Annotated in this window: 18 protein-coding genes; 7 read left to right on the forward strand and 11 right to left on the reverse strand. The window is 73.4% G+C overall.

Going from position 1 to position 22247, the window contains the following annotated elements; translation table 11 throughout:
- Positions 1–7: 7 nt before the first annotated feature.
- Positions 8–532, reverse strand: a complete 525-nt coding sequence (locus ACZ49B_RS23145) for a protein-tyrosine phosphatase family protein (RefSeq protein ID WP_468308916.1) — start codon at positions 530–532, stop codon at positions 8–10.
- Positions 533–556: 24 nt separating this feature from the next.
- Positions 557–1465, reverse strand: a complete 909-nt coding sequence (locus ACZ49B_RS23150; protein ID WP_468308918.1) for a serine hydrolase domain-containing protein — start codon at positions 1463–1465, stop codon at positions 557–559.
- Positions 1466–1670: 205 nt separating this feature from the next.
- On the opposite strand from ACZ49B_RS23150, the gene ACZ49B_RS23155 reads away from it, so the two are divergent.
- Entirely contained in the window at positions 1671–2402 is a 732-nt protein-coding gene (locus tag ACZ49B_RS23155) for an ATP-grasp domain-containing protein (protein ID WP_468308920.1), read from the forward strand.
- 77 nt (positions 2403–2479) lie between these two features.
- On the opposite strand, the gene ACZ49B_RS23160 is transcribed toward ACZ49B_RS23155, so the two are convergent.
- The gene (locus ACZ49B_RS23160; RefSeq protein ID WP_468308923.1) at positions 2480–6049 is read right to left on the reverse strand and encodes a S8 family serine peptidase; all 3570 of its coding nucleotides are present in this window, start codon (positions 6047–6049) and stop codon (positions 2480–2482) included.
- Positions 6050–6212: 163 nt separating this feature from the next.
- Here ACZ49B_RS23160 and ACZ49B_RS23165 point away from each other — a divergent pair, with 163 nt between their 5' ends.
- The 3 genes from ACZ49B_RS23165 (at position 6213) to ACZ49B_RS23175 (ending at position 10102) form a co-directional block, all read left to right on the forward strand.
- Positions 6213–7718, forward strand: coding sequence for an MFS transporter (locus tag ACZ49B_RS23165; RefSeq protein ID WP_468308926.1), 1506 nt, complete (start codon positions 6213–6215; stop codon positions 7716–7718).
- Positions 7719–7728: 10 nt separating this feature from the next.
- Complete coding sequence (locus ACZ49B_RS23170; protein ID WP_468308929.1) at positions 7729–8355, forward strand: DUF6629 family protein; 627 nt, start codon at positions 7729–7731, stop codon at positions 8353–8355.
- A gap of 91 nt (positions 8356–8446) precedes the next feature.
- Complete coding sequence (locus tag ACZ49B_RS23175; RefSeq protein ID WP_468308931.1) at positions 8447–10102, forward strand: GMC oxidoreductase; 1656 nt, start codon at positions 8447–8449, stop codon at positions 10100–10102.
- A 70-nt stretch (positions 10103–10172) separates the two neighbouring features.
- Here the strand turns inward: ACZ49B_RS23175 and ACZ49B_RS23180 are convergent, their stop codons facing one another.
- The 5 genes from ACZ49B_RS23180 to ACZ49B_RS23200 form a co-directional block, all read right to left on the reverse strand.
- Positions 10173–10652, reverse strand: a complete 480-nt coding sequence (locus ACZ49B_RS23180; protein WP_468308933.1) for a carboxymuconolactone decarboxylase family protein — start codon at positions 10650–10652, stop codon at positions 10173–10175.
- Positions 10649–11731: an NAD(P)H-dependent amine dehydrogenase family protein gene (locus ACZ49B_RS23185; RefSeq protein WP_468308936.1), complete on the reverse strand. Its 1083-nt coding sequence runs from the start codon at positions 11729–11731 to the stop codon at positions 10649–10651. Before ACZ49B_RS23185 ends, ACZ49B_RS23180 begins: the two co-directional genes overlap by 4 nt.
- A gap of 58 nt (positions 11732–11789) precedes the next feature.
- The gene (locus ACZ49B_RS23190; RefSeq protein ID WP_037635127.1) at positions 11790–11912 is read right to left on the reverse strand and encodes a DUF6126 family protein; all 123 of its coding nucleotides are present in this window, start codon (positions 11910–11912) and stop codon (positions 11790–11792) included.
- Positions 11913–11928: 16 nt separating this feature from the next.
- Positions 11929–12612, reverse strand: coding sequence for a helix-turn-helix domain-containing protein (locus ACZ49B_RS23195; protein WP_468308939.1), 684 nt, complete (start codon positions 12610–12612; stop codon positions 11929–11931).
- A gap of 79 nt (positions 12613–12691) precedes the next feature.
- The gene (locus ACZ49B_RS23200) at positions 12692–14218 is read right to left on the reverse strand and encodes an ATP-dependent DNA ligase (protein WP_468308942.1); all 1527 of its coding nucleotides are present in this window, start codon (positions 14216–14218) and stop codon (positions 12692–12694) included.
- A gap of 152 nt (positions 14219–14370) precedes the next feature.
- Between ACZ49B_RS23200 and ACZ49B_RS23205 the strand changes: the two genes are divergently transcribed.
- The 3 genes from ACZ49B_RS23205 (at position 14371) to ACZ49B_RS23215 (ending at position 18899) form a co-directional block, all read left to right on the forward strand.
- Complete coding sequence (locus ACZ49B_RS23205) at positions 14371–17115, forward strand: alpha/beta fold hydrolase (protein WP_468308945.1); 2745 nt, start codon at positions 14371–14373, stop codon at positions 17113–17115.
- A complete protein-coding gene (locus ACZ49B_RS23210; RefSeq protein ID WP_468308948.1) occupies positions 17112–17990 on the forward strand; it encodes an ABC transporter permease in 879 nt (292 codons plus the stop codon). The genes ACZ49B_RS23205 and ACZ49B_RS23210 overlap by 4 nt, the downstream gene beginning before the upstream one ends.
- A gap of 180 nt (positions 17991–18170) precedes the next feature.
- Positions 18171–18899, forward strand: coding sequence for a carbonic anhydrase (locus ACZ49B_RS23215; protein ID WP_468308950.1), 729 nt, complete (start codon positions 18171–18173; stop codon positions 18897–18899).
- Between the two features lie 34 nt (positions 18900–18933).
- On the opposite strand, the gene ACZ49B_RS23220 is transcribed toward ACZ49B_RS23215, so the two are convergent.
- The 3 genes from ACZ49B_RS23220 to galT form a co-directional block, all read right to left on the reverse strand.
- A complete protein-coding gene (locus ACZ49B_RS23220) occupies positions 18934–19875 on the reverse strand; it encodes an aldo/keto reductase (protein WP_468308953.1) in 942 nt (313 codons plus the stop codon).
- 137 nt (positions 19876–20012) lie between these two features.
- Positions 20013–21188 (reverse strand): galactokinase, encoded by a 1176-nt coding sequence (gene galK / locus ACZ49B_RS23225; RefSeq protein WP_468308955.1) that lies wholly within the window; start codon positions 21186–21188, stop codon positions 20013–20015.
- Positions 21185–22225 carry a galactose-1-phosphate uridylyltransferase gene (gene galT, locus ACZ49B_RS23230; RefSeq protein ID WP_468308957.1) on the reverse strand — a complete coding sequence of 347 codons (1041 nt, stop codon included), beginning with the start codon at positions 22223–22225 and terminating at the stop codon, positions 21185–21187. The genes galK and galT overlap by 4 nt, the downstream gene beginning before the upstream one ends.
- Positions 22226–22247 lie beyond the last annotated feature (22 nt).

Here is a 22247-nt window from a genome sequence, read left to right on the forward strand (position 1 = left end):
CCGAGCACTACCCGACCGGGTCCGGCCCCACGAGCAGCGCGGCGACGTCGAGCCCGGTGGAGAGGTACGAGGTGAAGGAGTCGTTGCTCAGCGCCCGGACCGACCGCCGCCGCCGCACGAGCGCCACGGCCTCGCCGACCGCCGGCCCCCGTTCGACGAGCACCTGCGCAACGACGAGCCCCGACCCGTTGTACCCGGAAGGGCAGCGCACGAGGATGCTGAGCCCACTCTCGAGCGCCGCCCCACACGAACGGGCGAGCCCCTGCACCTCGCGCAGCTCCGCGGCGGTCAGCGGGCCGTCGGGCATCTGCGCGACGAGGTGTTCCACCTGCGGGTCGGGGCCGTGCCCGGACAGCGCGTGGAGGCTGATCACCAGGTCGAACGCGGAGCCGACCACGACGGGACGAAACTCCCCGGCGGGATCGGTCCAGTAGTGCCCGCCCATCCGGAGGCCGGGCACGATCTCGTCCCAGGGGGACTGCGGGCCGGGCCGGTCGCGGCCTTCTGTCGCGTTCTCCGCACTCCGCCCCACTCCCCCTGCCAGGTCAATGCGCCCTCAAGAATGGGGAGTTGGCGCGAACACCGCGTCGCGGAAGGTCTGGCGGAGGGGGCCCGGGGGGTGGGTGGGGAGGAGGGCCGCCCACCGGTGGTGGCGGAGGGAGACCCAGACCGTCGGGGCTTCGCCGTACGACCAGGTGCCGTGCGGGGCCGGGTGCCAGAGGAGGCCGCGGGCGGGGGTCAGCTCGCCCGTACGGATGCGGAGGGATTCGGTGGTCCAGGCGCGGGTGACCGGGTGGTCCGCCGGCGAGACGAGGTGGCCCAGGAAACGGCCGAGGTCGGCCAGGGGCGCGCGCAGGGTGCCGTCGGCGAAGAGGGTGCCGGTCATGCCGAGGGGCTGCCAGATGCGGGTGGCGGCGAGCTCGGCGAGGGGGCCGCCGGTGAGGTGCTCGGCGAGACGGGTGAGGGCGGCGTGCGCCGCGGGGCCCGTGGAATGGCTGAGCAGGTGGTGTGCGGTGATGCCGGATTCGGCTTCGACCCCGTACGCCGCGAGGGGGGTGTGCAGCCGCAGCTCCTGCTCGGCGACGAGGCTGCCGATCACGGGCCACAGGGCGAGCACGGGAACCAGCCCGCCGACGTCGAGGGCTTCGCCCTCGCCCACCGTGCCGCCGTGAGCCCCTGCCGGCCCCCCGAAGGCCCACACCGCATCAGGATCCGCCTCCCGCACCACGCTCCGAACCCGCTCGGCCACGTCGACCGCATCGTCAGGGCCGGCCAGGTCCGCCGCCCCGGCCGCATCGGCCACCCCGCCCACGTCGGGCGCATGGCCCACGCCGCCCCCCTCGGCCGCACGGCCCACGCCGGCCCGCCCGGCACGGCCGGCTGTCTTGGCCGCGTCGGCCACGTCGGCTCCCCCGGCTGTGTCGGTCGGCTCGGCCGCATCGGCATGGTCGCTCTGGAGCGTCATGGTTCCCCACGCTAGCCACCCGCCGACCGCCCTCGCGAGCGCGTCGCCACGAAGTCGGCGCGGATTCGTCCCGGGGCCACCCGAATGCCAGCCGCACGCCGCCTGCCACGTGCCGCCCGCTGGCCGGGGGCCGGGGGCCCGGGGCCCGGGGCCCGGCGGACGAAAACCGGGTGCTGTTCGGCAGGGCGACTGGCAGGGTCTGGCCGTGACCTTGATCCTGCCGCCCCGTATCACCGACTCCGCCGCCCGGCTCCGGGACGCCGCCCACGCGCGCGGGCTGGACACCGTACGGCTGGAGACCTTCGCCGTGCCCGACGGGCTGCGGGCACGGCATCTGCACGCCGGTCCGGCCTTCGCCGATGTCGTGGCCCCGCGGCTCGGGATCGGGCTGCTGGAGGCTCCGGCCGACTGGCTGGCGCGGCTGCCGCAGGAGTTCACCGGGCGGGAGGTCCGCCTGGTCCCGATCCGCGAGGCCTACGCTCTGCGCCGGCCCGTCTTCGTGAAGTCGCCGAACGACAAGTCGATCCCGGCCCTGGTCTACGCCGACGGCTCCCGCCTCCCCGGCCCGGACGCCGTGGACCCGGAGACCGAGGTGCTGGTCAGCGATGTCGCGCGCTTCACGGCCGAGTACCGGACGTACCTCCTCGACGGCGCCGTGCACACCGCGAGCCGCTACGCCGAGGACGGCCGCCTGAGCCTCGGCCCGGCGGCTCCCGAGGCGGTGGCCTTCGCCGAGCGGCTGCCGTTCGCCACCCTCCCGTCCGCGATCGTCGTCGACGTCGGCGTCGCGGACGGCCGCTGGTCCGTGATCGAGGCCAACGCCGCCTGGGCCAGCGGCATGTACACGTGCGATCCGCAGCGCGTCCTCGACGTCGTCCTGCGCGCCGCGGCCCCGCTGCACACCGTCGCGGACCGCGACCGGCCCTTCCTGCGGTGACACGGGAAGGGGCGGGGCGCCCACGGCGCCCCGCCCCCCCTGTTGCCCGCCGGCCCGCCGGGGCCGGGCCCTGCCCGCTAGGGCTGGCTCTTGTCGGGGCGGTCCGTCACCCGCAGGGAGTTCAGCAACGGCTTGCCGTAGCCCCCGTGCGCGACGAAGCGGACGTTGAGCACCCCGTCCGTGACCGTGACGGTGTACGTCCGGGTCAGGGCCGTGTACGTGCCCGCCTCCAGCGAGATGTCCAGCGACGGCAGGACCTGCGTGCCCTCGGCCAGGACGTCGAAGACGCGCTTGTTCGGCTTCGTCGAGGACAGCTCCGCGAAGCCGAGCTCCACGGTGTACGTGCCGTTCGGGACGTTGTCGAAGCGGTATTCGTACATGCCCTCACGAGCGTTGCGGAACAGCCGCTGCTCGGCCGTGCCGGCGATCGTGCGGCCGGTGGCGTGCACCGAGGAGTTGCCCTGGTAGCCGTACGAGCCGGCCGTGTACTTGCGGTCCGGGGACCAGCTGTCCCCCAGGGTGTCCGTGGCCGTGTAGTCGGATCCCGCGTCCAGGGCGACCTGGTAGCGCGGCACCACGACCTTGACCGGCACCGTGAGCACCGGCGCCCGCCCACTGGCCGAGGTGATCTTCAGGTCCGCCGTCAGCACCGTCCCGGCGGCCAGGCCCTGGGTGTCCACGGCCAGGGTGACCGCGGCCTTGCCCCCGGTCGGCAGGTTCCCCGTCCCCGGGGTGGCCGTCAGCCAGGCCGCGTCCTCGGTCACCGTGAAGTCCGTGCCGAGGCCCGGGTTGGTGAGGTCGAGGGTGCGGGTCCGCTTCTGGTCCGCGGGGAGGACGACCTCCACCGCGGGCTTGGCGGCGGTGACCCGGCCCGTGCGCAGCGACTGCGTCACCGTCGTGACGTCGGCCGCCTTGACGTCCACGGTCGCCGCCGCGGATTCGTACGCGGGGGCGGTGAGGGACACCGCCCGGGCGCCGGACGGGCTCTGGACGACGTATCCGCCGTCCGCCGCCGTGGTCGCCGACACCGCCGTGTCGCCGGTGCCGACGGTCACCGTGGCTCCCGCGACGCCGTTGCCGTCGTTCGCGTCGAGCACCCGGCCGGCGACCACGCCGCTCTTGGTGGTCCTGAAGGCGATGGCGAGCCCGTCGGTGACGGCCGCCTGGTTGAAGGAGTACTTGAAGGCGTCCGTACCCGCTGCGTTCTCCACGCCGACCGTGGCCGTGGAGCCGCCCTTGATGCCGGTGCCGCCCGTCCCCTTGTACGTGTACGCGACGGTGCCGTCCTCGCCGATCGCCGCCGAGAAGGAGAACTTGTCGGTCTGCGCCGACCAGTGGGACACCTCGCGCCACTCGATCACGTACGTCCGGTGCGGGCCGGTTCCGGTGACGGCGGTGAAGACGCCCGAGCCGCTGCCGGCCGCGCCGACGACCAGGTCGTCCCAGAACGGGTACAGCGCCGCGTTGGGCGTGGCCGTGCTCGGGATGTCCCCGTTGATGTCACCGGTGTTGTTGCCGCCGAAGCTGACCGTGCCGTTCGTCCCGATCCAGGCCTGGCCGTACGTCTTGCCGTACAGCGGGACGGGGAAGGGGAGGTCGACGCGCTCGGTGGTGTTGTCGCCGGTCAGCGCGAGCTGCCGGTCCCCCGCCGCGTACGGGCGGCTGCCCGCGGTGGAGCAGGCGTAGCCGTAGCCGTCGGTGCGCTCGGGCAGGGTGACCGCCACCGTGGTGTCGCCGGCGACGGTGGCCTGGGCGCTGCCTCCGGTGACGCACCGGGAGGCGTGCGTCGCCCGTACCTCGTACGTGCCGTGCGGCAGGGTGACCTCGAAGCGGCCCTGCGCGTCGGCGGTCGCGGTCACCGGGGTGTCCGTGACGGTGACGGTGGCGCCCGCGGCGGGTCCGGCGGCCGAGGTGACGGTACCGGTGAGCTTGCCGGAGGGGGCCTGGGTGAGGGTGAAGTCGCCGGTGGCGGTGGCGTTCTCGGTCACCGTCGCCGTGGCGGTCTCCTGGCCGTAGCCGAACTTGGCGGCCGTCAGCGTGTAGGCGCCGACCGACAGGGAGCGGAAGGTGTAGGTGCCGTCGGCCGCGGTGGTCGTCGTACGGCCGATCGGTCCGGTCGCGGTGACCTTGACGCCCGCGACCGGCTCGCCGCCGGAGCGGACGGTGCCGGAGACGGCTCCGATGGCGCCGCGCGGGGCGCCCGAGACCGCGGCGAGCGCGTCGAGCTTGCCCTCGCCGAAGACGTTGTTGTCGGCGGCGTTGCCGCCGCACTGGCCGTTGTCCGTGTCCTGGGCGGTGCCGTTCAGCAGCTGCTCGGTCTGCGCGACGTCGCCTTCGAGGGCGGGTGCGGCGGACCAGAGCAGGGCCACGGTGGCCGCGGTGTGCGGTGAGGCCATGGAGGTGCCGGAGAAGGCCTCGTACCCGCCGCCGGGGACGGAGGAGCGGACGTTCACGCCGGGGGCCGCGATGTCCGGCTTGATGATGCCGCCGGGTCCCGCGCCGCGCGAGGAGAACGGGGCGATCACGCCGTTGATGTCGAAGGCGCCGGAGCTGTAGGAGCTCGCGTAGTCGCCGGGCGATCCGCTGGTGGCGCAGCCGGGGCCGGAGTTCCCGTTGGAGAAGGCGGGGAAGATGCCGGCGGCGCGCCAGGCGTCGACGATCTGCTGGTACCAGTCGTCGTGCGTCGCGCTGCCCCAGGAGTTGTTGACGATGTGCGGGGCGAGGTCGGGGCGCGGATTCTGGCCGTTCAGGTCGGTCGGGGCGACGATCCACTGGCCGGCGGCGAGGAGGGAGGCCTCGGAGCAGGAGTTGGTCTCGCAGCCCTTCGCGGCGATCCATTTGGCGCCGGGGGCCACGCCGATCTTGTTGGCGCCGCCGTCGTCGCCGACCATCGTGCCCATGGTGTGGGTGCCGTGGTCGTTGTTGTCGCAGGGGGCCGCGGTGGGGCAGACGCCGGCCGGGTCGAACCAGTTGTAGTTGTGGTCGTACGAGCCGTCGGCGCTCTTGCCGCGGTACTGGCCGTTCACGGCCGGGTGCGTGTAGTCGACGCCGCTGTCGATGTTGGCGACGACGATGCCCTCGCCGCGCACCCCGAGCTGGTCCCAGACCTGCGGGGCCTTGATGCTGTCGATGTTCCACTCGACGGCGTCGGCGCCGGCCTTCTCCCGCTTGCCCTCGGCGGGCTTGGGGAGGGTGACCTTGTCGTCGGCGTCGATCCGGGAGACCTCGGGGCGCTGCGCGAGGGTTCCGGCGAGTTTCTGGCTGCCGACGACGCGGACGGCGTTCACGATCCAGTACGAGGTGTACTCGGCCTTGGCGCCGTCCAGGGCCTTGATCACCTCGGCCTGGCTGCGCGCGGCGTGTTGCTGCTTGGCGTGCAGAACCGTTTCTGCTTTGGCCGCCCGGGTCTGCTGTCCGCCCGCCGCCGAGAGGTCGGCGGCGCTGTCCAGGTAAACCCAGAAGGCGGCCTTGCCGGAGTCGTCGAGCTGGGCGCGGAGCTTCGACTCGATCTTGCGCTCGGCAGCTCCGGGGGTGGGCCCGGGTTCGGGCGCGGCCGCTGCCACGCCCGCGCCGACGGGTAACAGCAGGGCTGCGGTGAGAGCGGCCAGCGCCGTGCGTAAGGATCGTCGTCTGTTGCGTTGGGCCACGTGTGGTCCTCCTCGGACGCCGTGTGCAGGTTGTGCGGGAAGGGCGTGCGCGACGTGCGCGGTCATGGTGAAGGAGGGGTCATGCACATTACAAGAGGGCCTAATGAGCCGTATGCTGCGCGCCTGGGTGGCCCTTCCGGGCCGGGCGGGCCAGCCTGAAGGCATGACCGATCCAGCGCCGGGAGCGGCAGAGGACCTTCCGGCCGGACCCGGTGTCGCGCTCGCGTCCGCCCGGGGCCGGTGGATCGTGCTGGCCACGGTGCTGGGGTCGACCATGGCCCTGCTCGATTCGACCGTCGTCAACGTCGCCCTCCCCCGGATCGGCGAGGACCTCGGCGCCGATCTGGCCGTGCTCCAGTGGACCGTCAACGCCTACCTGGTCACCCTGGCCGGGCTGATCCTGGTCGGCGGGGCGCTCGGCGACCGGTTCGGGCGGCGTCGGATCTTCGTCCTCGGCGTGGTGTGGTTCGCGGTCGGCTCGCTGCTGTGCGGGATCGCGCCGAACGCCGGGGTCCTGATCGCCGCGCGGGCCCTCCAGGGCATCGGCGGCGCACTGCTGACCCCCGGTTCGCTCGCGCTGATCCAGGGCTCGATCGCCGCCGAGGACCGGGCCCGCGCCGTCGGGCTGTGGTCGGGTTTCGGCGGGGTGGGCGCAGCCGTGGGGCCGTTCCTCGGCGGCTGGCTGGTGGACGGGCCCGGCTGGCGCTGGGTGTTCCTGCTGAACGTGCCGGTGGCCGCGCTGTGCGTGCCCGTCGCCCTGCGGCACGTACCGGAATCCCGGGACCCGCAGGCGCACGGGCGGTTCGACGTGCTCGGCGCCGTCCTCGGCGCCGCGGCCCTGGCCCTGCTGACGTACGCGCTGATCGAGGCCCGGTCGGGCTCCCCGCTGGTCATCGCCTCGGGGGTCGGCGGCGTGCTGCTGTCCGCAGCGTTCGTGTACGTCGAGCGGCACCGGGCCGATCCGATGGTGCCGTTCGACATCTTCGCCTCCCGGCTGTTCACCGCCGTCAACCTGGTCACCCTGTGCGTGTACGCCGCCTTCGCCGGGTTCTTCTTCCTCGTCGTGCTCCAGCTCCAGGTCGTGTCCGGCTACTCGGCGCTGGCCGCCGGCGCCGCGCTGCTCCCGACGACCGCGCTGATGCTGCTGCTGTCGGCCCGGTCGGGAGCGCTCGGGGAGCGCATCGGGCCACGGATCCCGCTCACGGTGGGACCGCTGCTGTGCGCGGCCGGAATGCTGCTGATGCTGCGGGTGGGGCCGGAGGCCTCGTACGTACAGGACGTGCTGCCGGCGCTGCTCGTGATGGGCATGGGCATGGTGACCCTGGTGGCACCGCTGACGGCGACCGTCCTGTCCTCGGTGGACCCCGGCCGGGCGGGCCTCGCCAGCGGCATCAACAACGCGGCCGCGCGGGCGGCCGGGCTGCTGGCGGTGGCGGCGCTGCCGCTGCTGGCGGGGATGGGCCCGGACGCGTACCGGATTCCGTCCGAGTTCGACGCCGCCTTCGGGCGGGCCATGCTGTGGTGCGCGGGGGTCCTGGTGCTCGGCGCCGGCGTGGCCTGGGCGACCGTACGCACCCCCGCGCCGGGGGCGGCGTGCCACCCGCAGTGCCACACGTTCTGCGCGACGACCTCTCCGCCGCTCGAACCGCCGAGGACGGCAGAGCCGTGACCGGCCCGCCATGTGCTGGAACGCCACGGCCGATCTGACGGCGGGCACGGTGATCACCGCCGTCGGGATCGTGTGCGTGGCGCGCGTACGGCGGGCCCGCGATCTGCCCGTCGCCGCGCTGCCCTTGCTGCTGGGCGTCCACCAGCTGGTGGAGGCCGCGGTGTGGCACGCGGGCGGCGGCTGCGGCCCGGCCACCACGGCCTGGGTGGTGATCGCCCTGCCGGTACTGCCGGTGTGGGTGCCGCTCGGGGTGCTGCTCGCGGCCGCTCCGGCGGACCGCCGGCTCCTGTGGGGGCCGGCCGTCGCCGGTCTCGCCACCGCCGCGGTGCTCTCGTACTGCCTCGCGACCCGGCCGGTGACCGCCGAGGTCCGGGGGCACACCCTCGGCTACGGCGTGAATGTTCCGTGGATGCCGCTCGTCCTCGCGGGCTACCTGTTCGCCACCCTGGGCGCCCTGCTGCTCTCGGGCGAGCGGCGGCTGCGGCTCCTCGGCGCGGTGCTCGGCGCCGGGGCATTGGCCTGCTCAGCGCTGTGGCGGCTGGAATTCGCCTCCACCTGGTGCGCCTTCGCGGCGGTCGCGTCCCTGCTCGTACTGGGGTGGGTACGGCGTCCCCGGCCCGGCGCCTCTGTGACATGACAGGCCGAAAGTTACCTAGACGTATGTAGTGACTTCCCATGCGACCGGCAGTAGAACTCGTTCCCATTCCGCCGAGAGTGAGGAACGTCACATGAGTGACAAAGCCCTGCACAAATCCGGCTCCAAGGGAATCTCGCGTCGTGGATTCATGGCAAGAACAAGTTCTATTCTCGGGGCAGCCGCCCTTGCCGGTCAGATCACCCCGGCCCACGCGCGGACCGTCGCCTCAGTGGCGGCGGCCGCCGGCTCCGTCGACAACGGCGCGCACGTACCGGCCCTGGTGATCGGCACCGGCTACGGAGGGTCCGTCGCCGCCCTGCGACTCGCCCAGGCCGGGGTCGACGTCCACATGATCGAGATGGGCATGGCCTGGGACACCCCGGGTTCGGACGGCAAGATCTTCTGCAACACGACCAGTCCGGACCAGCGCTCCTACTGGCTGCGGACCAAGACCAAGCAGCCCCTGAGCAACTTCCTCGGCTTCCCGATCGACAGGGACATCCCCCGCTACACCGGGATCCTGGACGCCGAGGAGATGGGCGGCATCATCGTCTACCAGGGCCGCGGCGTCGGCGGCGGCTCCCTGGTCAACGGCGGTATGGCGGTCACCCCGAAGCGCGCGAACTTCGCCGCGATCCTCCCGTCGGTGAACGCCGACGAGATGTACACCACCTACTACCCGCGGGCCAACGCCGGCCTCGGGGTCGGACTGGTCGACCAGGCCTGGTTCGACACCGTCGACTGCTACCAGTTCGCCCGCGTCGGCCGCAAGCACGCCCAGCGCTCCGGCTTCCCGTTCGTCTTCGTCCCGGACGTGTACGACTGGGACTACATGAAGCAGGAAGCCGCCGGGACCGCCCCCAAGTCCGCGGTCGCCGGGGAGATCCTGTACGGCAACAACTACGGCAAGAAGTCGCTGCAGAAGACCTATCTCGCCCAGGCCAGAGCCACCGGCAAGGTCACCATCTCCCCGCTGCACAAGGTCACTTCCGTCTCCCCGGCGTCGGGCGGCGGCTACACCGTCGTCATCGACCAGATCAACACCGTTGGCGCCACAACCGCCACCAAGACCGTGGTCGCCGACAAGGTGTTCTTCGCGGCCGGCAGCGTCGGCACCAGCAAGCTTCTCGTCAGGCTCAGGGCCACCGGAGCGCTGCCCGCCCTGAACGGCGAGATCGGCAAGGGCTGGGGCGACAACGGCAACGTCATGTGCGGGCGGGCCAACCACCTGTGGGACCCGACCGGCAAGGTCCAGGCGTCCATCCCCTGCGGCGGCATCGACAACTGGGACGCGGGCGGGGCGTTCGCGGAGGTGGCACCGCTGCCGACCGGGATCGAGACGTACGCCTCGTTCTACCTGTCGATCACCAAGAACCCGCACCGCGCCGAGTTCACGTACAACGCGGCCTCGGGCAACGTCGAGCTGAACTGGCAGACGGCGTGGAAGCAGCCGTCCATCGACATGGCCAAGAGCATCTTCGACAAGATCAACTCCAAGGAGGGGACGATCTACCGGACGGACCTGTTCGGCACCAACAAGATCTGGGGCGACCACCTCACCTACCACCCGCTCGGCGGCGCGGTCCTGGACAAGGCCACCGACAACTACGGCCGGCTGCACGGCTACACCGGCCTGTACGTGATCGACGGCGCGCTGATCCCCGGCAACACCAGCGTCAACCCGTTCGTCACCATCACGGCGCTCGCCGAGCGCAACATCGAGAAGATCATCGCCACCGACCTGTAGCGATCCGCCCACAGACCCGGGGCCGTCGGAGGTGCCGACCGGCCCCGGACCCGTTGCCCCGCAACCGGCGTCAGTGCCCCGGCAGTACGCAGACATTGTCGAGGCCGAGCACGTGGTTGAGCCGGCCGAAGGCCAGCCACGACCCGATGCTCATCGTCAGCTCGACGATCTCGAGCTGGCTGTAGTGCGCGGTCATCCGCTCCCAGAACTCCTCGTCGAGGTTGTGGTGGTCGAGCGTGTACCGCTCCGCGTACTCCGCGGCCAGCCGGGTCCGTTCGTCGAACCGGTCCGTGGTGCGCCACTCGGTGACGGCGTCGGAGAACTCCTCCTCGACCTTCTCCCCGTCCCGTTCGGTCCGCCAGTCGAGGCAGAACACGCACCCGTTGATCTGCGCGACGCGCAACCGGGCGGCCTCGAACTCGCGCAGTCCCAGGGTGGTGTGGGCGTACACGGAGAGGGAGAAGTTCGCGGCGGCCATCCCGATCCCGGGGACCATGTCGCCCCACACGTACTCGATCGGGTGCTGGCCCTCGGGTATGTCGATCCTCATGGCTTTTTCCTTCCGAGCTTGCCGATGGCGGGGCGCAGGGGGACGTCGAGGGCGTCGTAGAGGCCCGGTTCGGCCTCCACCAGCCAGTCGATGGCGCCGACCAGACGGCCGACGGCGGTGGCGTTGCCGCCCGCCGAGCGGTTCTCGCCCTCGTCGGTGGCCTCGACGGTGACCTCGATGTGCGGGCGGCCCTCGATGATCACGCGGTGGACGCCGTCGCCGCCGTCGGGCGGCGTGGGCCAGTCGGGGGCGCAGGAGGCGTGGATGCGGGTGACGTGCTCGATGACGATGCGGGGTTCGCCGTCGACGATGCCCTGTACCTCGAAGCGGATGGCGCCCTGGGTGCCGGCCGCGAACTCGCCCATGGTGCGGGTGGTCACGGTGGTGTCGAGGGCGCGGCGGTCCACGGTCTCGCGGATCTCGTCGAGTTCGACGTCCAGGGCCCGGGCCATCATGCGGATCTGGCCGCCCCACACCATGGTCGGGACGGACGGCATCAGCATCATCGGCTCGAAGTCCATGGGCTGGCCCATGCCGACGAGGTGGCGGACGGAGTCCGGCTGGTCGTAGGTGGAGTAGTCGAATATCTCCTGGCAGCGGATGGCGTCGATCGTGCTGCCGAGTCCGCTGAGCAGGAGCGGGAGCACGTCGTTGCCCCAGCCGGGGTCGACGCCGGAGGCGAAGAGCGAGCCGCCGCCCTCCGCGACGGCGGCCGCCACCGGATCGCGGAACTCGGGAGGGGCGTTGCGGTGGTCGTAGAGCGGGTAGAGGGCGGGGCTGACGACGACCGCGCCGGCCCGGACGGCCCGGGTGATGTCGGCGAGGGCGTCGTCGGGGCGGGTGTCACCGGAGGCCGCGTAGACGACGGCCTGCGGCGCGGCGGCGAGGACTGCCTCGATGTCGTCGGTGGCCAGGACCCCGGTGTCGTGGTCGAGTTCGCCGAGCCGGCCCGCGTCGCGGCCGATTTTGTCGGGATGGTGGACGATGACGGCGGCCAGTTTCAGCGCCGGATGGGCCTCTACGGCACGGATGGCCAAACGGCCGACGTTGCCGGTACCCCAGACAACCGTGGAAATCATGCGCGGAGGGTAGCGACAGGACCTGCACGTTTCCAGAGTCGCGGACCCCGGCCTTCGGTTACTGGTTCTGGCCGCCCAGGACGAAGAGGAGGTAGACGAAGAAGGCGAAGAGGTGGCCGACGAACAAGTAGGCGATCAGCCGAATCACCAGACCGCGCGGGAACTTGGACTGGATGTTCATGGTGGGGGCTCCTGGGCTAGTTGTGGTGCGGGGCGCCCGAGGCACCGCCGCCGCCGAGGCACAGCCCGGCGAGGCTGCTCTGCAGCAGGGTGTGGACGAACAGCAGGTCGGCCCCGGCCGCGGTGGCTGCGCCGATCCGGTGCGGGGTCAGCGAGTCGAAGTGCGCGCTGTCCCCCGGCTCCAGCAGGTACTCGGCGTCCGCCAGGTGCAGCCGCAGCCGCCCCTTGAGGACGTACAGCCATTCCTCGCCGGGATGGACGCGGACCAGCTCGCCCTGGCTGCGGCCGTGCGGGACGTGCACGCGCAGCGCCTGCATCCCGCGGCCGGAGCCGCCTGCCTGCCAGTACGTCCACCCGTCGGCCTCGCGGGCGCCCGGACCGCCCGCCCGTACGATGGGATCGGCGACGGCGGGGGTCTCGCCGAGCAGCTCCGAGACCGTCGTACCGTAGGTGCGGGCGAGCCCGAGCAGCAGCGGCAGCGAGGGCTGGCGCCGCCCGGTCTCCAGCCGGGACAGGTGCGCCGGCGAGAGCCGGGCCCGCGCGGCGGCGGCCTCCAGGGTGAGCCCGGCGCGGCGCCGCAGCTCACGCAGCTGCGGAGCCACGGAGGGCAGCTCGTCGGTAACGGCGCCGGCGTCGGGGCCGACCGGTTCGTCGGGACGCTCGGGACCTTCGGGGCCGGAGGCGGCAGGACCGGATGTCATGCCCCGATTGAGCCAGAATCCTGCCTGCCTGGCAATTTCCCTTGCCTCTGAGGCAAAACGCGGCCCGGGCTCGTCCCCCTCAACCCCCGCCGAGCACCGTCTCCACCGTGTCCGCCTCCTGCGCCCTCTTGTCCGGGCGGTGCCGCAGCACCCGCGCGAAGCGCAGGGCGACCCCGGCCGGGTAGCGCGGGGAGCGCTGGAGGCCGTCGTACGCGATCTCCACGACCAGCTCGGGCCGCACCCGCACGGTGAAGCCGTCGTCGTCCACCGCCAGCTCGCGCAGCCGGTCGGTCTGCCAGCGCAGCATCTCGTCGGTGAGCCCCTTGAAGGTCTTGCCGAGCATGGCGTACGTCCCGTCGGCGGCCCGGGCCCCGAGGTGCAGGTTCGACAGCAGTCCGGTGCGCCGGCCGTGCCCCCATTCGACGGCGAGCACCACGAGGTCGAGGGTGTGCACCGGTTTCACCTTGAGCCAGTGTCTGCCGCGCCGCCCGGCCGCGTAGGTGGATTCGAGGCCCTTGACCATGACCCCCTCGTGGCCGCGGCGCAGGGACTCCGCCCAGAACTCCTCGGCGGCGGCCTCCTGATCCTGCGGGTCCTCGACGACGAGCCGGCGGACCCGTGAGACCTCCGGTACGAGGGCGGCGAGGACCGCGTACCGCTCGCGCACCGGGAGGTCGAGGAGCACGTCGTCCCCCGCCGCCAGGACGTCGAAGAAGTACGGGACGACGGGCAGCGTCCGCCGCGCGGTCTCGACGTCGATCCGCGATCCCACCCGGCTCGCGACCTCCTGGAAGGGCACCGGCCGCCCGTCCGGCGTCTGCCCGATCACCTCGCCGTCCAGGATGAACCGCTCCCCCGGCAGCGCCCGCGCGAGCTGCGCCACCTCCGGCAGCCGGCCGGTGATCTCGTCCAGGGAGCGCGTGTACACCCGCACGTCGTCCCCGTCGCGGTGCACCTGCACCCGGATCCCGTCGAGCTTCTCCTCCACCGCGCAGGGCCCGAGCGCGGCCAGGGCCTCGGCCACCGACTTGGCGGTGTTCGCCAGCATCGGCTGTACGGGCTGCCCGACGCGGAGGGCGACCTCGCGCAGGGCCGCCGCGCCGCCGGCCAGCGCCGCCGCGGCCACCCGGGGCAGTGAGCCGTCGAGCATCACGGCCCGGCGCAGTTCGGCGGCCGGCACCCCGGCGGCCGCGGCGACCCCTTCCAGCGCGACCGCGTCGAGGGCGCCCTGGCGGACCTCGCCGGAGAGCAGGCTGCGCAGGAACCGCTGTTCGGGCCCGGTGGCCGCGCCGAGCAGGGCGTCGAGGATCCGGCGCCGCTCGGCCTGCGAGCCCGCGCCCGCCACAGCGGCGAGCTCCGTCACCGCCGCGTCGACGGCGGTGACGGTCAGGGTCGGCTCGGCGGCGGGTTCGACCTCCCGGCCGAGCGCGCGCCAGCCGATCCCGGGCCGGCCCTGCGGGAGCCGCCCGGCGAGGTACGAGATGACCAGGCCGGCCTCCTCGGGGGGCGCGGCGGCGAAGAGCTCCGCGAGCAGGGCGGTCTTCCGGGACCGGGCGGAGGTCTCGGCGACCTCCCGGGACACGCGCGCGACCTCGGCGAGCAGCATGCCGTCATCCTCCCGCCGCTCGGCGTACGGCGCAGGTCGGGTCCGGGTACCGCAGGTGCGGTATGCCGGGCCGCCCGTGTACTCCTCGAGGAGGTGGGCGGTTCCGCCTGGGGGCGCTCAGGGCCGGGCCACCCGGCGTCTAGGGTTCCCGTATGAAGCTCCGATTGCCGAAGCTCCGGCCGCCCCGGCGCCGCCGAAGCCGCCTGCTCGCGGGCGCCGCCGCGCTCGCCGTCGTCGCGGGGGCCGGCACGTGGACCGCCGCCGCGTCCGGCGGGGCGCCCCCCGTGCACCGCCAGGACCGGACGGTGGAGATGCCCGGCGCCGGGATCGACACCTCGTACTTCACGGCGGGCGGCGGCGGCGAGCGGCCCGCCGTGCTCCTCGGGCACGGTTTCGGCGGCAGCAAGGACGACGTCCGCGCCCAGGCCGAGCAGCTGGCCCGGGACGGGTACGCCGTCCTGACCTGGTCGGCGCGCGGCTTCGGCCGCTCCGGCGGGCAGATCGGGCTCAACGACCCCGAGCACGAGGTCAAGGACGTGTCGCGGCTCGTCGACTGGCTCGCGCAGCAGCCCGAGGTGCGGCTCGACGGGGACGGCGACCCGCGCGTCGGTGTCGCCGGGGTCTCCTACGGCGGGGCGATCTCGCTGCTCGCCGCCGGATACGACCGGCGGATCGACGCGATCGCCCCGCAGATCACGTACTGGAACCTCGCGGACTCCCTCTTCCCGCAGGGCGTGTTCAAGAAGCTGTGGGCGGGGCTGTTCTTCACCACCGGTTCGGCCGACGGGATGCAGCCCGGGGCGCAGTCGGTGGGCAGTCCCGGCGCGGCGGGTGCCCCCGCTTCCGGCGCCGCGGACACGGCCACCGCCTGCGGGCGGTTCCAGCCGGAGCTGTGCGCCATGTACGAGCGGGTCGCGGTGGCCGGGAAGCCCGACGCCGAGGCCCGCGCCCTGCTGGAGCGGCGCAGCCCGTCGGCGGTCGGCGACCGGATCAAGGTGCCGACCCTGATCGTGCAGGGCCAGGAGGACTCCCTCTTCCCGCTGGACCAGGCCGATGCCATGGCGAAGGCGATCGCGGCGAACGGTGCGCCCGTCTCCGTGGACTGGGCGGCCGGCGGGCACGACGGCGGCATGCGCGAGTCCGGCCGGGTCGAGGCCCGGGTGGCAGCCTGGTTCGACCGTTATCTGAAGGACGACCGGGGTGCGGACACCGGGCCGGCCTTCCGCGTCTCGCGTTCCGGCGGCATCGACTCCACCGACGGGGCGGTCCAGTTGCGCGGCGCGAGCGGCGAGCGCTACCCGGGGCTGACGTCCGGTCCCCGGGAGTTCGCCCTGGGCGGCCGGGAGCAGAGCTTCGCCAACCCGGCGGGCGGCGCTCCGCCCGCACTGTCCTCCCTGCCGGGGATCGGCGGTCAGCTCGCCGCGTTCGGAGCCGGGCTCTCGCTGGACTTCCCCGGGCAGAACGCCCGGTTCGAGTCGGAGCCGCTGACCGGGGAGGTACGGATCACCGGGACGCCGACCGTGACGCTGAACGTGAGGTCGACGGCTGCTGACGGTTCGGCCGTCCTGTTCGGCAAGCTGTACGACGTCGGGCCCGACGGGCGCCAGGCGGTGCTGCCGAGCCAGCTGGTCGCCCCGGTGCGCGTGGAGAACGCGCAGCAGGGGGCGACGGTGCAGCTGCGGCTCCCCGCCGTCGACCACGCCGTGGAGGCCGGTCACCGGCTGCGGCTCGTCGTCGCCGCCACCGACCTCGGCTACGCGTCCCCGGCCGCGCCGGCCACCTACACGGTCTCGGCGCAGGGCGCCCTGGCCGTTCCGGCGGCCGACGGGGTGCGCACGGCCTCGGCGGGGCTGCCCGCCTGGACCTGGGGGCTGCCGCTGGGGGCCGCGCTGCTGGCCGCGGCGCTGCTGGGGATCCGGAGGACCGGCCGGGAGGGTGCGGGGGCGCGGGCCGGGGTACCGCAGCCCGACCCCGCGCTGGCCGACGTACCGCTTGAAATCACGGGTCTGACGAAGCGATATGCGAAGGCACAGGACAGGTACGCGGTGCGGGACCTGTCGTTCCGGGTGGAGAAGGGCCAGGTCCTGGGCCTGCTCGGGCCCAACGGCGCCGGCAAGACCACCACGCTGCGGATGCTCATGGGGCTGATCTCGCCGGACGCCGGGGAGATCCGGGTGTTCGGGCACGCGGTACGGGCCGGGGCTCCGGTGCTGTCGCGGGTCGGGGCGTTCGTGGAAGGGGCCGGTTTCCTGCCGCACCTGTCGGGGCGCGCCAACCTGGAGCTGTACTGGCAGGCCACCGGCCGTCCCGCCGGGGACGCGCACATGGCGGAGGCCTTGGAGATCGCCGGCCTCGGCGATGCGCTGGAGCGTGCGGTGCGCACGTACTCGCAGGGCATGCGGCAGCGGCTCGCGATCGCGCAGGCCATGCTCGGGATGCCGGACCTGCTGATCCTCGACGAGCCGACGAACGGCCTGGACCCGCCGCAGATCCGGGAGATGCGGGACGTGATGATCCGGTACGCGGCGGGCGGGCGGACGGTCATCGTCTCCAGCCACCTGCTGTCGGAGGTCGAGCAGTCGTGCACCCACCTGGTGGTCATGGACCGCGGACGGCTCGTTCAGGCGGGCGAGGTCGCGGAGATCACGGGCGGCGGGGACGTGCTGCTGGTGACGCTGGCCGAGCCCGTTGACGAAGGGGTCGTGGGCAAGGTGGCCGCGCTGGAAGGTGTCGGTTCCGTGGCGGCGGCCGACGACGGGCTGCTGGTGCGGCTGGAAGGAGCGACGGCCGCCGGGCTGATCGCCGAGCTGGTACGGCTGGAGGTGCCGGTGTCCGCAGTGGGGCCGCACCGCCGGCTCGAGGACGCGTTCCTCACCCTGATCGGAGGTGCGGCATGAGCGCCGTGACGCGGACCGTGACAGAGGTGGCCCCCGGCTACCGGGCGAGCCGTACGCTGCCGCTGCGCGTGGAGGCGCTGCGCCAGTGGCGCAGGCGGCGGACGCTGGTGATGGCCGGGGTTCTGGCCGCGCTCCCGTTCGTCATGATCATCGCGTTCGCGGTGGGCGGCGGACAGGACGGCGGCCGCGGCGGCGCGGACGGCCGGATCACGCTCATCGACACGGCGACGGCCTCGGGCGCGAACTTCGCGGCCACCTGTCTGTTCGTGTCGGCCGGCTTCCTGCTGGTGGTGCCGGTGGCGCTGTTCTGCGGGGACACGGTGGCGTCGGAGGCGAGCTGGTCCTCGTTGCGCTACCTGCTGGCCTCGCCGGTGCCGAGGGCCCGGCTGCTGTGGAGCAAGCTGGTGGTGGCGCTGGGCTTCAGCCTGGCGGCGATGGTGCTGCTGCCGCTGGTGGCACTGGCGGCGGGCACGGCCGCGTACGGGTGGGGACCGCTGAAGCTGCCCACGGGCGGCTCGTTGCCGGCCGCGGACACCGTGCCGCGCCTCGCCCTGGTGGTGGCGTTCGTCTTCGTGTCGCAGCTGGTCACGGCCGGGCTGGCGTTCTGGCTGTCGACGCGGACGGACGCGCCGCTGGGCGCGGTGGGCGGGGCGGTCGGCCTGACGATCGTGGGCAACGTGCTGGACGCGGTGACGGCGCTCGGATCGTGGCGGGAGTTCCTGCCCGCGCACTGGCAGTTCGCGTGGGCGGACGCGCTGCAGCCGCAGCTGGAGTGGGGCGGGATGGTCAAGGGGACGGCGGTGTCGGTGGCGTACGCGCTGGTGCTGTTCGCGTTGGCGTTCCGCGGGTTCGCCCGCAAGGACATCGTGTCCTGACCGCCACACGCGCCGGGCGGACCGTCGGCTTCGGCCAGGTCCCCGCCCGGCGCGTGGGCCGTCCGTGGCAACGGGGTGTGTGCCCGCGTGTGCCTGCCGTCCGGTCGCCCCCGGCGCGCTGAACAATCGCGGTCGTCATGACGTACGGACGCGTCTGCGCGCCACCGAGGGGTACCACCGATGCACACGACAGGACTTCCGGCCCGCAGGGCCCTGCTGACCGGTGGCCTCGCGGCCGTCGTCGCGCTCTCGGGATGCTCCTCCCCGACGGCGCCGCGGGTGACGACCGCCGCCCCGCCGCCGCGGCCGGCCACCCCGCAGGCCGCGTTCGCGCGCCTGATGGAGGGCAACAAGCGCTGGGTGAGCGGAAACCTCGATCACCCCGACCGCGATCCCGAGCGGCGCGAACTGGTCGCCGAGGCGCAGGACCCCTTCGGGGTGGTCCTCTCGTGCATCGACTCCCGGGTGGCGCCCGAGCTGATCTTCGACACCGGCCTCGGCGACCTGTACGTACTGCGCACGGGCGGGCAGGCGGTCGGCCCGGTCGTGACCGGTTCCGTCGAGTACGGGCCCATGACGGGCGGCACTCCGCTGGTCGTCGTGCTCGGGCACCAGCGCTGCGGCGCGGTCGAGGCCGCGTACAAGGCGCTGAAGGGCGGCACGCCGCTGCCCGGCAATCTGCAGGCCATCGCCAAGGCCATGGTGCCGGCGTACGAACTGACGGCGAGGAACCCCGGCGCCGACCCCGTCGACACCATGACCCACCACCAGATCAAGGTGACCGCGGACGATCTGCGGGCCAACGCCGACCTGGGGCCCCTCGTGAAGAAGGGCGCCCTGGCCGTCGTCGGCGCGTACTACTCGCTGGACACCGGCAAGGTGGAGGTCCTGACGGGTGCGCCCGCCTGAGCCGCCCCGCCGGAGCGCTGCGGTGCGCCGCGGCTCACGCCCCCGCGATCGCGTCGATCTCCTCCAGCAGTTCGGGCTCCAGCGGACGGTCGGCGACGGCCGCGTTGGCCCGTACCTGCTCGGGGGAGGTGGCGCCCGCGATGACGGAGGAGCAGCCCGGCTGGGCGGAGAGCCAGCCGATGGCGAGCTCGAGGACGCTGCGGCCGTACTTGTCGGCGACGGCGGCCAGCGCCTCGACCGTGTCGAGGCGCTCCTCGGTGAGGTACGCGTCGCGTCCCTCCAGGCGGGAGCCGACCGGGACCGGGGCACCGCGGCGGATCTTGCCGGTCAGCAGGCCGTTGGCGAGCGGGAAGTACGGGAGCACGCCGAGGCCGTAGTGCACGGCGGCCGGGACCAGCTCCGCCTCTGCGTTCCGCCGGAGCAAGGACCATTCGTTCTGCGCCGACACGAAGGGGGCCGCGCCCGTTTCGCGGGCGACGTGGGCGGCTTCGGCGAGCTGCCAGCCACTGAAGTTGGAATGGCCGATGTAGCGGATCTTGCCCTCGGCGACCAGCTCGGTGAGCGCGGCCAGGGTTTCGGCGACGGGGGTGGCCGGGTCGGGGCTGTGCAGCTGGTAGAGGTCGATGTGGTCGGTGTCCAGGCGGCGCAGGGACTCCTCGACGGCCCGCCGGATGTACGCGCGGCCGCCGCGGGATCCGGCGGCGGGCCCGTACTCCATGTCCATGCCCGCGTAGCCGAACTTGGTGGCGAGGACGACCTGGTCGCGGCGGCCCTTGACGGCCTGTCCGAGGTGGCGCTCGGAGCCGCCGCGGCCGCCGTAGATGTCGGCCGTGTCGAGGAGGGTGATCCCCGCGTCGAGCGCGGCGTCGACGACGGCGCGGGTGGCCTGGGCGTCGAGGCGCCCGCCGAAGTTGTTGCAGCCGAGTCCTACGGCGGAGACCTGCAGACCTGAACTGCCCAGCGGGATGTAGCGCATGCGTTTCGTTCCTCCGCACTCGTTCCGGCACATGATCGACCAAGTGATCAGTCTAGGCAGGCCGGTTCTGCGGAGGCCGCCCTTCCTCGTTCCTCCTCGTTCCTTCTCCTTCTTCCTTCCTCCTCCTTCTTCCTTCCTCAGACCGTCCGGCCCGCCCCGGCGGACGGCTCCGCCGCCGTGATGCGGGGCGGCTTGTGGCCCGCCCGGACGAAGGCCTCCGTCACGGCCTCGGACACCAGCGGCTCGGCGTCCGCGTCGATCAGGGCCAGGGCCGAGCCGCCGAAGCCGCCGCCGGTCATCCGGGCCCCGTACGCGCCCGCCGCGTTGGCGGTGGCGACCGCCAGGTCGAGCTCGGCGCAGGACACCTCGTAGTCGTCCCGCAGCGAGGCATGGCCCTCGGTCAGCAGCGGGCCCGCGTCCCGCAGCCGTCCGGCGCGCAGCAGTTCCTCCACGCGTACGACCCGTTCGTTCTCGGTGACGACGTGCCGGACCCGTTGGCGCCGGACCGGGTCGGCGAGGCGGGCCAGGGCCTGGTCCAGTTCTTGGTACGGGAGGTCGCGCAGGGCGGGCAGCCCGAGCTCGGCGGCCGCCCCGTGGCAGGAGGCGAGGCGCTCGGCGTAGGCCCCGTCGGCCAGGTCGTGCTTGACCCGGGTGTCGATGACCAGGAGGCGCAGGCCCGCCGCCGCGCAGTCGAAGGGGATGTGCCGCTGTTCGAGGGTGCGGGTGTCGAGGTGGAGGGCGTGGCCCTCGGTGGCGCAGGCCGAGGCCGTCTGGTCCATCACCCCGCAGGGCACGCCGACGTAGGCGTTCTCGGCGCGGCGGGCGAGCGCGGCCACCTCGGTCCCGGTGAGCGGGATCCCGTACAAGTCGGTGAGCGCCAGGACGGTGGCGACCTCCAGGGCGGCGGAGGAGGACAGCCCGGCCCCGGTGGGCACGTCGGAGCGGACGTGCAGATCGGCGCCGCCGACCGGAAGGCCGGCGTCCAGCAGGGCCCACAGGACGCCGGCCGGGTACGCGGCCCAGCCTGCGGCGCCGGTGGGCGGGCGGGCCGGGTCGAGGTCGGCGGGGTGGACGGTGACCACGCCGGAGGGGACGTCGGCGGAGTGGAGCCGGAGGATCCCGTCGGCGCGCCGGGCGGCGGCGACCTCCGTGCGCTGCGGGAGCGCGAAGGGCAGGGCGAAGCCGTCGTTGTAGTCGGTGTGTTCGCCGATCAGGTTGACCCGGCCCGGAGCCGCCCAGACTCCCTCGGGCGGGGACCCGTACAGCCGGCGGAACCCGTCCGCTGCCTGGTCCGTCGGCTCGCCACCGCTCATCGGGTCGCCACCTCCCGCAGCCGCGCGGCCGCGTCCTCGGGGCGGACGTCGTTCATGTAGGCCTCCATCCCGGATTCGGTTCCCGCCAGGTACTTGAGCTTGTCGGCGGTGCGGCGGACCGTGAAGAGCTCCAGGTGGAGCGCGAAGTCGGCCCGGCCCTCGCCGGAGGTCGGCGCCTGGTGCCAGGCGGAGATGTACGGGGTGGGCCCGGGCGTCCCGAACAGCCGGTCGAAGCGGCGCAGCAGCTCCAGGTAGAGGCGGGGGAACTCGGCGCGGGCCGCGTCGTCCAGGGTGGTCAGGTCGGCGGTGCGGCGGTGCGGATAGAGGTGGACCTCGTACGGCCAGCGCGCGGCGTAGGGCACGAAGGCGGTCCAGTGCTCCCCTTCGAGGACGACCCGGGTGCCCTCGGCGCGTTCGGCGGCGAGCACCTCCTCGAAGAGGTTGCCGCCGGTGCGGGCACGGTGGGCTGCGACGGTGGCGAGCATGCGGGTGGTGCGCGGGGTGATGAAGGGGAAGGCGTAGATCTGGCCGTGCGGGTGCGCGAGGGTCACGCCGATCTCGGTGCCGCGGTTCTCGAAGCAGTAGACCTGCCGGACCCCGGCGTGGGCGGAGAGTTCGGCGGTGCGGTCGGTCCAGGCGGCCAGGACCAGCGCGGCGCGCTCCTCGTCGAGCTCGGCGAAGGAGGTCAGGTGGTCGGGGGTGAAGCAGATGACCTCGCAGCGGCCGGTGTCGCCGGCGAGGGAGGGGAAGCGGTTCTCGAAGACGACCACGTCGTAGTCGGGGGCAGGGATCTCGCTCGCGCGTCCCTCGGTGGAGGGGCACAGCGGACAGGCGTCGGCGGGCGGGTGATAGGTGCGCCCCTGGCGGTGGGAGGCGATGACCACGGCGTCGCCGAGCAGCGGGTCGCGGCGCACCTCGGAGGTGGTGGCGGACGCGTCGAGGGGGCGGGTGTCGGGTACGGCGCGGGCCGCGCCGTCGTCGGCGTCGTAGTACAGGATCTCGCGGCCGTCGGCCAGGCGGGTGCTCGTTCGCTTCACGGGAAGAGCTTCTCTCAAGGGA

The sequence above is a fragment of the Streptomyces sp. NPDC031132 genome (assembly GCF_055570595.1).

Bases quoted from the DNA above. Each gene is read 5' to 3' on its own strand.
- ACZ49B_RS23215 (WP_468308950.1), top strand. From the start codon at position 18,171: ATGCACACGACAGGACTTCCGGCCCGCAGGGCCCTGCTGACCGGTGGC.
- ACZ49B_RS23190 (WP_037635127.1), bottom strand. From the start codon at position 11,912: ATGAACATCCAGTCCAAGTTCCCGCGCGGTCTGGTGATTCGGCTGATC.
- ACZ49B_RS23180 (WP_468308933.1), bottom strand. From the start codon at position 10,652: ATGAGGATCGACATACCCGAGGGCCAGCACCCGATCGAGTACGTGTGG.
- ACZ49B_RS23200 (WP_468308942.1), bottom strand. From the start codon at position 14,218: ATGCTGCTCGCCGAGGTCGCGCGCGTGTCCCGGGAGGTCGCCGAGACC.
- ACZ49B_RS23210 (WP_468308948.1), top strand. From the start codon at position 17,112: ATGAGCGCCGTGACGCGGACCGTGACAGAGGTGGCCCCCGGCTACCGG.
- ACZ49B_RS23175 (WP_468308931.1), top strand. From the start codon at position 8,447: ATGAGTGACAAAGCCCTGCACAAATCCGGCTCCAAGGGAATCTCGCGT.
- ACZ49B_RS23220 (WP_468308953.1), bottom strand. From the start codon at position 19,875: ATGCGCTACATCCCGCTGGGCAGTTCAGGTCTGCAGGTCTCCGCCGTA.
- ACZ49B_RS23165 (WP_468308926.1), top strand. From the start codon at position 6,213: ATGACCGATCCAGCGCCGGGAGCGGCAGAGGACCTTCCGGCCGGACCC.
- ACZ49B_RS23170 (WP_468308929.1), top strand. From the start codon at position 7,729: ATGTGCTGGAACGCCACGGCCGATCTGACGGCGGGCACGGTGATCACC.
- ACZ49B_RS23205 (WP_468308945.1), top strand. From the start codon at position 14,371: ATGAAGCTCCGATTGCCGAAGCTCCGGCCGCCCCGGCGCCGCCGAAGC.
- ACZ49B_RS23150 (WP_468308918.1), bottom strand. From the start codon at position 1,465: ATGACGCTCCAGAGCGACCATGCCGATGCGGCCGAGCCGACCGACACA.
- galK (WP_468308955.1), bottom strand. From the start codon at position 21,188: ATGAGCGGTGGCGAGCCGACGGACCAGGCAGCGGACGGGTTCCGCCGG.
- ACZ49B_RS23195 (WP_468308939.1), bottom strand. From the start codon at position 12,612: ATGACATCCGGTCCTGCCGCCTCCGGCCCCGAAGGTCCCGAGCGTCCC.
- ACZ49B_RS23185 (WP_468308936.1), bottom strand. From the start codon at position 11,731: ATGATTTCCACGGTTGTCTGGGGTACCGGCAACGTCGGCCGTTTGGCC.